Source organism: Micromonospora endophytica, assembly GCF_003236305.1.
Classification (GTDB): Bacteria; Actinomycetota; Actinomycetes; order Mycobacteriales; family Micromonosporaceae; genus Micromonospora; species Micromonospora endophytica.
Genome location: NZ_POTX01000034.1, coordinates 26198 through 35626, shown reverse-complemented (window position 1 = coordinate 35626; position 9429 = coordinate 26198). Strand labels below are relative to the sequence as shown.

General features: G+C 70.0%; 7 protein-coding genes. 5 read left to right on the top strand and 2 right to left on the bottom strand.

What is annotated here, in order from left to right:
- Positions 1-12: 12 nt before the first annotated feature.
- Both C1I93_RS07970 and eda read right to left on the bottom strand, forming a co-directional pair.
- Positions 13-1113 (bottom strand): sugar kinase, encoded by a 1101-nt coding sequence (locus tag C1I93_RS07970; protein ID WP_111242581.1) that lies wholly within the window; start codon positions 1111-1113, stop codon positions 13-15.
- Positions 1114-1119: 6 nt separating this feature from the next.
- Positions 1120-1776 (bottom strand): bifunctional 4-hydroxy-2-oxoglutarate aldolase/2-dehydro-3-deoxy-phosphogluconate aldolase, encoded by a 657-nt coding sequence (gene eda, locus C1I93_RS07965; protein ID WP_111242580.1) that lies wholly within the window; start codon positions 1774-1776, stop codon positions 1120-1122.
- A 53-nt stretch (positions 1777-1829) separates the two neighbouring features.
- Between eda and C1I93_RS07960 the strand changes: the two genes are divergently transcribed.
- The 5 genes from C1I93_RS07960 (at position 1830) to C1I93_RS07940 (ending at position 9424) form a co-directional block, all read left to right on the top strand.
- Positions 1830-2603, top strand: coding sequence for an IclR family transcriptional regulator (locus C1I93_RS07960; RefSeq protein WP_111242579.1), 774 nt, complete (start codon positions 1830-1832; stop codon positions 2601-2603).
- 123 nt (positions 2604-2726) lie between these two features.
- Positions 2727-3269, top strand: coding sequence for an RICIN domain-containing protein (locus tag C1I93_RS07955; RefSeq protein ID WP_111242578.1), 543 nt, complete (start codon positions 2727-2729; stop codon positions 3267-3269).
- Between the two features lie 5 nt (positions 3270-3274).
- Positions 3275-3982 (top strand): trypsin-like serine protease, encoded by a 708-nt coding sequence (locus C1I93_RS07950; protein WP_146603458.1) that lies wholly within the window; start codon positions 3275-3277, stop codon positions 3980-3982.
- A 73-nt stretch (positions 3983-4055) separates the two neighbouring features.
- Positions 4056-4904, top strand: a complete 849-nt coding sequence (locus tag C1I93_RS07945; RefSeq protein WP_212808664.1) for a phosphotransferase — start codon at positions 4056-4058, stop codon at positions 4902-4904.
- Positions 4905-5122: 218 nt separating this feature from the next.
- Positions 5123-9424 carry a golvesin C-terminal-like domain-containing protein gene (locus tag C1I93_RS07940; RefSeq protein WP_212808663.1) on the top strand — a complete coding sequence of 1434 codons (4302 nt, stop codon included), beginning with the start codon at positions 5123-5125 and terminating at the stop codon, positions 9422-9424.
- The last annotated feature ends 5 nt before the right edge of the window (positions 9425-9429 follow it).

Genomic DNA, 9429 nt, shown 5'->3' with positions numbered 1-9429 from the left:
GGTGGGGGGGGGTTAGCGTTGGACGCGGGCGCCGGCGCCGCGGATCAGGGCTTCGACCTCCTTGCGGTCGGCCATTGAGGTGTCGCCGGGGGTGGTCATGGCGAGGGCGCCGTGGGCGGCGCCGTACTCCACGGCGATGGCCAGGTCGCCCTTTTCCAGCAGGCCGAAGATCAGGCCCGAGGCGAAGCTGTCTCCGCCGCCCACCCGGTCCATGATCTCCAGGCCGGGGCGGTGGGTCGCCTCGACGAACTCACCGCCGCCCCAGGCGATGGCACCCCAGTCGTTGACGGTGGCGGTGCGTACCGTGCGCAGCGTGGTGGCCATCACCCGGAAGTTGTCGAACTCCCGGGTGACCTCCTCGATCATCCGCCGGAAGTTGGTCACCTCCAGCTCGGCGAGGCTGGCGTCGGTGTCCGGCACCTCGAAGCCGAGGCAGGCGGTGAAGTCCTCCTCGTTGCCGATCATGACATCGACGTACCGGGCGAGTCGCCGGTTGACCTCCTGCGCGCGGGCCTGCCCGCCGACCGCCTTCCAGAGGCTGGGCCGGTAGTTCAGGTCGTACGAGATGATCGTGCCGTGCCGGCGAGCCGCGGTCATCGCCGCCTCGATGGTCTCCGGGGTGGTCTCCGACAGCGCGGCGTAGATGCCGCCGGTGTGCAGCCAGCGCACCCCGAGATCGCCGAAGAGGTGGTCCCAGTCGACGTCGTCGGCGCGCAGTTGGCTGGCGGCGGTGTGACCCCGGTCCGAGGTGCCGACCGCGCCGCGCACGCCGAAGCCGCGTTCGGTGAAGTTCAGTCCGTTGCGGACGGTACGGCCGATGCCGTCGTAGGGCAGCCAGTTGATGAACGAGGTGTCCACCCCGCCCTGGAGGATCAGGTCCTCCATCAGCCGTCCCACCTCGTTGTCGGCGAAGGCGGTGACGATGGCGGTGCGCAGCCCGAAGCAGCGGCGCAGGCCACGGGCGACGTTGTACTCCCCGCCGCCCTCCCAGGCGCGGAAGTTGCGGGCGGTGCGGACGCGCCCCTCGCCGGGGTCGAGTCGGAGCATCACCTCGCCGAGTGAGACGAGGTCGTACCGGCACGTGTCGGCGGGGCGCAGATCGAGAACGGGCATCGTGGATCAGCTCTCCCGGGCGGCGTTGACGGCGGCGGCGGTAAGCGTGGTCACCTCGTCCCACCTGCCTTCGGCGAGCAGGCTGGGCGCCACCATCCAGGTCCCGCCGACGGCCAGGACGGCGGGCAGGGCGAGATAGTCGCGCAGGTTGCCGGTGTTGACGCCGCCGGTGGGGATGAACCGGACGGACCGGAAGGGCGCGGCCAGCGCCTTGATCATGGCAACTCCGCCGAGCTGCTCGGCGGGGAAGAACTTGACGGTGTCCAGGCCGGCGTCGATCGCCATCTGGATCTCCGTGGCGGTGGCGGCGCCCGGAAAGACGGGGACGCCCACCTGCTGGCAGTGCGCGACCACCCGGGGGCTGAAGCCGGGGCAGACGATGAACCGAGCGCCGGCCGCGACGGCCTCGTCCACCTGGCCCGGGGTCAGCACGGTGCCGGCCCCGACGAACAACTGCGGGTCTTCGGACATGGCGCGGATGGCGTCGGCGGCGGCGTCGGTGCGGAAGGTCACCTCCACGCTGCGCAGGCCACCTGCGGTGAGCGCGGCGGCGAGCGGAGCGGCGGCGCGGGCGTCGTCGAGCACGACGACCGGGAGGATCCGTCCCTTGGCCAGGGTCTCCGAGACGTCTGCGGACTGTTCAGAAGGATGAACGGCGGTCACATACGTGACCCTACTGCTGATCCCGGTGATGTCAATCCCGCTACAGTGACGCCATGGCAGTCGCCGAGGGGTTCCAGCCGGTCAAGTCGGCGGGGCGCACACTTGAGGTGCTGGAGACACTCGCCGCCTCCGGCGGTCGGCGGTCCCTGGTCGACCTGGCCCGGGCCCTGGGCATCCCGAAGAGCAGCCTGCACGGCATCCTGCGCACGATGATGCAGCGCGGCTGGGTGGAGGCCGATGACACCGGCACCCGGTTCGGGCTGGGGGTCCGCGCGCTCCAGGTCGGCGCCGCGTACCTGGACACCGACGACGCGGTCGGGTTGCTGGCCGGCGTGCTCGACGACCTGTCACGAGAGTTCGGCGAGACCGTCCACCTCGGCCGCCTCGACGGGGCACACGTGGTCTACACCGCCAAGCGGGAGTCCCGGCACCCGCTGCGGCTGTACAGCGCCATCGGTCGGCGGCTGCCGGCCCACGCCACCGCACTGGGCAAGGCGCTGCTCGCCGCGCGCGCCGACGAGGTGGTCGACGCGCTGGTCGGTGTCGCGCCCCCGGCGTTGACCAGGCACACCATCACCGACCTCGTCGCCCTGCACGCCGACCTCGCGGCCAGTCGCGAACGCGGTTACGCCGTCGACCACGAGGAGAACACCGAGGGCATCGTGTGTTTCGCGGTGACGGTGCCGCTGCACACGCCCGCGGTGGACGCGATAAGCCTCTCGATCCCGGTCGCCCGACTCGACGGGCAGCTCGAAGAGCGGGTGGTCGGGGCGTTGCTCCGCGCCGTCGACCAGGTACGCGCCGCTCGCGGCCTGCTCACCACCTGACGGCCAGCGCATCGACGGGTCCGACTATTGCCTGTGGTTCTGCATGGTCTTCCGCATTGATCGACGCTGTACTCATCCGGTGGCCGTCCGACCGGGCGGGCCATCGTCGACAGGAGGACCAGAATGTCGATCAAAGGTACGACGACGCGTCGGTGGTTGATCACCCGGCTCGTCGCGCTGTGCGCAATGGTCGCGGGTGGCGTGCTGGTGGTGGGATCTCCGGCGTCGGCGTACGTGTTGACCGGGCAGTTCAGGAACTACCAGACCGGCTACTGCCTGGACAGCGGGTTCCCCCCGGCGGGCTCCGTCTACGGTCCGGTCTACACGCTGCCCTGCCAGGCCGGCAACAACTGGCAGACCTGGGAGGTCCACGGGCCCAAGGGCACCTCACCGGCCGGCTACGAGTACGTGCAGGTGAAGAACCGGGCCACCGGGATGTGCCTGTCCATGGACGAGTACGGCGGCCCTCGGCTCTACACCTACGCCTGCAACTCCGGCACCGGCGCGCAGCGGCTGGAGGGGGTGGGCTCCGGCTGGAACCGGGTGAAGCTGCGGCAGAACTGGTTCGACAATCGGCTGATCTGCCTCGACACCCACGGCATCAACGACGCGTACGCCCGGGCCTGCAACGACGGGTTGTACCAGGTGTGGAACCTGATCCGGTGACGGCGATGACGAGGTTCGGCAGCCGACTGCGTACCGCGCTCGCGCTGGCCGTCGTCGCCACGGTCGCCTCGGTGGCCGGGGCCGCCGCGCCCGCGTCGGCCATCATGGGCGGCACGACAAGCGGCGTACTCAGAGGTCAGGTGAACATCTGGGTCAACTACGGCAACACGTACGCCTGCACCGGGATCCTCATCGGCGCCCAGTGGGTGCTGACCGCGGACCACTGCGTCCCCGACGACCCCAACACTATCCGGGTCTGGGTGGGTGACCGGCGGCCGAAGCACGGCCAGCAGATCACGGTCCGGGGCTGGTCGAACGAGTTCAAAAGACGCGACGCCGCGCTTCTCGAACTCTCCTGGCCGGTCCAGAACACCCAGAACGTGGTCCGGTTCAACGCCGGGCCCTCGCTGTTGAAGGCCGGCGTGACGGTGGCGGTCCGGGGCTGGGGCGGTGAGTACCCGAACGGACCGATCCCGCAATCGCTGAAGGTGTGCAGCATGCGCGTCGGGGCGTCAGTGGTCGACCAGATGCGCCTCGATTCGGGTGATGGTACGCCGATGAAGGGCGACTCCGGCGCGGCCGTCTGGCAGGGTGACCTGGTGCAGGGCATGATCATCACCGGCAACGAGTTGAACGACGCGATCGCGCTCCAGACCTCCGTCCTCGCCGGTTGGATCGAGGCGGTAAGCGGCATCAAGGGTGTCCGTACCTAGCCCCGGAACCGCCTTGCCGGGCCGCCGTTGCGGGGTCCGGCAAGGCGGTCGCGCATCTCGTAACATCCTCGTGGTGGTAATCGGGTTCGGCGACCTCTCACCCCGACAGCACGCGCTGTTGGGCCGGTGGCTGCCGGGCGCGACCGTCGAACGAGACCACAGCTGGGGTCTGGTGGCGACGACAGTCCTCGAGGTCACCCGTGCCGGTGCCCGATTCATCGTCAAGGCCGGTGGCGACGAGGACCAGCACATCCAGCGGGAACTCCACGCCCATCTTGCCTGGCTGCGCCCCTGGACCGAGCGGGGTCGCGCGCCGGAGCTGGTGAACGGCAGCGCGGATGCCAAACTCCTGGTGACCCGTTATCTGCCAGGTGAGCTGGTACTCGGCAGCGGGTACGCCGACGATCCCGGGATCCACCGGCAGGCCGGTGAGCTGCTGGCGTTGCTGCACGCTCAGGTCGCCGTCACCGACGCCGGCTACGAGCGCAGCGAGAACGAGAGGTCACTGGCGTGGCTGCGCCGGCCGCACCGGATCGAGGCGAGTGGCGTACGGCGGCTACGCGCCGAGATCGCCACCTGGCCGACGCCACCGGCGACCCTGGTGCCCACCCACGGCGACTGGCAGCCCCGGAACTGGCTGGTGCACGACGGCGTGGTGAGCGTCATCGATTTCGGGCGGGCGGCGATGCGGCCCGCGTACACGGATTTCAGCCGGCTGGCCGCCCAGGACTTCCGCCGCGATCCGGCCCTTGAGGCGGCTTTTCTCGACGGCTACGGTGCCGATCCCCGCGAGCCGGACGCCTGGCGCCGCACCCGGGTACGCGCCGCGATCGGCACCGCGGCCTGGGCCCACCAGGTCGGCGACGAGCAGTTCGAAGCCCAGGGCCACCGAATGCTCGCCGAGGTGCTCGCACCGTCCTGAGAGCGGGGATTTCCTCCCGATCTGGTGGGTCTGCTCAGCTCGCCCGGCGGCGTGGGTGGCCGGACGGCGGCGAGGGCGCGTACCTCGGCGGAATCCGACAGCGCGCCGCCGACACCCACCGCGACCGCCCTGTGATCGATCGGTGACGAATCGATGGTTGCCCACGTGAGGCTGCGTTCAGCAGGCACTTCAGATCTCCGGGAAGGAAACCCCCAAGGGTGAACAGGGAACGATGGCGCACCAGCACCGGTGTGCTCCTGGCAGCGGTGCTGCTGGCGACGTCAACGTCGGGCGTGGCTCAGGCCGCCCCGGAGCCGGAACGACAAGCCCCGCCGGGCGGGCCACCCGCGCCGGCCGTGGCCGTACCGGAGCAGGAGCGGACCGCGGTGCTCGGCGCCGACTGGGAGTCGTCCCCGGACCGGGCGTGGGTCACCACGGGTGACTCGGTCGGGTTCCACATCCTGATCGCGGACGTGGCGGACGGGTACCGCTGGCACACGTTGGCCAGCCTGGCGGAGCCTGGATTCGAGGCCGACCGGTGGATCGGCAACGCCTGCCTCACCGGCTCGGGTCGTACCCTCGTGGTGGTCTACGCACCGCGGACCTTCACCAACAAGACCGACCTGTTCGAGCGGGGTGGGTTCACCGCCACCGTCGACATGCGCAGCGGCGCGGTGACGAAGCTGCCCATCCAGACCTCGCTCGCCTACTACAACCCGGGCTGTGGCCTGGGTGAACAGGCCCTGCTCACCCAGCTCGACGGGGAGAAGGGGCGGACCCGGCTGGTCCGGGTGGACACGGCGGCCCGGGCGCTGCGGGAGCGGATCGTGGTGCCCGGCCAACTCGGCGCGGCGGTGCCGACCGCCCAGGGGATCGTCGCCGCCGACAACGGCGCGCTGGTCCGGGTGGCGTCCGACGGCACCCGGCGGGTGCTCGCCCCGGCCGCCGGGGTGCCGTTCAAGCTCGCCGCCGACGCCGACGGTGGCGTGGTCTATCTGGAGCAGGTCGGCCGGGACCGGGCTGCGGTCCGCCGGACCAGCGTGCCCGTCGCGGCGAAGCAGGGCGTCCAGTCGGCGCGCGGCACGGTCAGCACGCTCGCCACCGGTGGTCTGACCGAGTTCGACGTGACCTCCGGCCGTGGGGGCCGGGTGCAGGTCACCGGTGCCGCGCAGGAACGCGGCACCGGCCTGGGCAGCGTGTCGGTGCTCGCGGTGCCGAAGGGCAGCCGGATCTCCACGCACGGTCGGCTCGCGGTCAGCTCGGTGGGGCCGGCGGCCCGGCCGGACCCGGCCCGACCGGAGCAGGGGGTGGCCGCCGAGCAACCGCTCGCCATCGCGGCCGAGGCCGTCGGGTCCGGGCAGCCGCTGGTCTTCGCCGCCGAACCGGCGGAGGGGATCCAGGGCGGGCAGGGGCCGAACGCGGGGATGGCCGCCAGCCCGGCGCTCGGCGTCGGCGCGGCGAAGGAGGGCGCCCGGATCGCCGCAGGTGACCCGAACGACCCGGCCGACTTCGCCGACCGCTACTGCTCGGTGCCCCGTAACGACCCCCGTAACCAGGCGATGCAGCCCAAGCCCCGGCAGGTGGAGTGGGCGGTCGACCAGGCCGTGCGGAACGTGCTCACGGTGAACCGTCCGGCGAACTGGAAGAACCTGGGCATGCCGGCGTACACCCCGCAGGGGATGTTCCCGCCCCGGACCCTCAACGGCGGCGGCTACGTGCCGGCACAGATCATGCTCGGCATTGCGGCGCAGGAGTCGAACCTGTGGCAGGCGGCCCGGTTCGCCGTGCCCGGCGTGACCGCGAACCCGCTGATCGGCAACTACTTCGGCGTGGACATCTACAACAGCACCCCGGCCGACGACTGGACCATCAAGTGGTCCGACGCCGACTGCGGGTACGGCGTCACGCAGGTGACCGACGGCATGCGGCTGGCCGGCCGGACCAAACCCGGGGAAACGGCACTGCCGTACGACCAGCAGCGGGCGGTGGCGCTGGACTTCGCCGCCAACGTGGCCGCGGGCCTACGGATCCTTCAGGACAAGTGGAACCAGACCCGGGGCGCCGGGCTGACCATCAACAACGGCGACGTGTCGAAGATCGAGAACTGGTTCTACGCGGTGTGGGCGTACAACTCCGGGTTCTACCCGGCGTCGGAGGCTGCGGCGAACAACGGCGCGTGGGGCGTCGGCTGGGCCAACAACCCGGTCAACCCCACGTACCCGGCGAACCGGACGGCGTTCCTGGACGTCACCTACCAGGACGCGGCGCATCCGCAGGACTGGCCGTACCCGGAAAAGGTGATGGGCTGGGCCGGACACCCGGTCGAGGTGCTGGAGAGCCCGGGCACCCTGGTCGCCGGCTACCGGGCGGCCTGGTGGAACGGGGACACAATGACCGCGCCGATCAACCGGTCCCGGGTCAAGCCGCCGGTGACGCAGTTCTGCGACGCGACGAACAACTGCGAGCCCGGCAAGTCGTACCTGCCGAACGACCCGGAGGTGATCGGCGCGCCGGCCGGGCCCTGCGCCCACAAGAGCGCCGCCGGGAAGTACGACCTGAAGTGCTGGTACAACAAGGCGAGCACCTGGAAGACGGACTGTAGCTACAGCTGTGGCAACGAGTTGCTGCGGTTCGACCCGGGCTACGTGTACCAGGAGGACGGCACCGCCTACGCGCCGCGCTGCACCCTCGACGGCCTGCCGAGCAACGCCCAGATCGTGGACGACGTGCCGGACGGCACGCCGTCGGTTCGGCCCGGCTGCGGACGGCCCTGGACGAACGCCGGCACCTTCCGGTTCAGCTACAAGGCGGACTCGGCGGGGCAGTACCCCGGCAAGATCGACACCCATCAGATCGGTGGCGGTTTCGGTGGGCACTTCTGGTTCACCCACACCAGAACCGCGGCCGACGAGGGAGGGAAACTTGAGGTCAACGCGACCTGGAAACTCAACGCGTCGCGCAACGGGCCGATGGCCGTCTACGTGGCCCTGCCGGACCACGGGGCGCACACCAAGTTCGCGAAGTACGTGATCAAGACGGCGCGAGGGGATCGGACCCGGGTGGTCCGCCAGCCGGGCAACGGGAACCGGTGGGTGTCACTCGGTGCCTTCATGTTCAACGGGGTTCCCGAGGTAACGCTGAGTTCGGTGACGCCCGACGGTAACGGCACGCAGGACGTGGCCTTCGACGCGATGGCCTTCGTGCCGATCACCGGCACCTTCCGTGAGGAGTCGATCGAGGCGGTCGCGGTCTTCGACGAGAACCAGAACATCGACACCCAGCCACCCAGCTCGTGGCTCGGCGGCCCGCTTGCCAGCCGGGAGAAGCTGTACAACTGGGCGCTGGACGAGACCAAGACCATCCTCGATCTGCCCAACTGCGCCCCCGGCGCGGGGGGCTGGTGCCATCCGGCGAGCGTGCGCACCTACGCCTCCAACTGGCGGTCGGAGGTGCTGGCTGCGGGCACCGACCCGGTCAACCATCCGGCCGGCAAGAGCATCGCTCGCTGGATCGGGTTCGCCCAGCCGTACACGGATCGTCCGACAAGCAGCGCCCGGCCGGCATTCTTCGACGACGACAACCGGCACAAGGGCCGGACCAAGGCCACCGTCTCGTTCGTGGTGGACAGCGCCGGAAAGATCGTGGCGGGCAGTGAGTACACGGAGTACGAACACCGTACCGGCCACACCCACCTACCCAAGTTCGTCACCGACCTGTTCGTCGCGATCGAGACGGGTTACGGGATCCGGCGGCCCGACCTGAGTTATCAGACCAAAGACCTGAACGCCCACAACGGCGTATCGACAAATGTCAATCCGCTGACGAACGGAGGGGTCCTGCCCGGCCGTGCCTACGCCTACGCCGGCAAGGCCGCGGTCGCGGTGGACGCCAACGGCAACCCGTCGACCACAAACGCGACGTGTGTCAGGGCGCTGTTCACCTCCGGGGGATCCGTCGGTTACCGGCCGATGCTCGGTGAGGACGGTCCAGCGGAGGAGATGCGGGACTACCTGGACCGGCTGGGCGCGGCGGAGTTGATCCGGCCGCTCGTGGAGGACGTCTACCACATGTTCTTCAACGACGGCTTCTTTGCCGGCCTGAGCGCGAGTCCGTTCGTGATCGCGCCACCGATCTGGCAGGAACTGAACTTCAGAGCCTGCGCGGACGGCACGATCCGGGCGAACAGCAACATTCCCATCCTGCGGGCCAGTTGGATGCCGGACCAGTATCTCTACCGTAACGGTCAGTCCATGACGATCACCGGCGGCAACTCCACGAGCAACCAGCCGGTGCTGCGGGGCGACTTCCAGTCGTTCAGCAACGCGCCGGACCCTGGCGAAACAGTTCCGTTCTGGGCGAATCCGTTCGGCTGGTGCCTTCCGCTGACGGACCGTTCCGGCAACCCGTGGAACATGTCGGGGCTCTCCCTCCTCCCGCCGCAGCCTGCGGGTTACAACCCGAGCAGCGCCAACTTCTGCGTGGACCACAACCTCGTCGGAGACCCGGCGCACAGTAGTTAGGATCG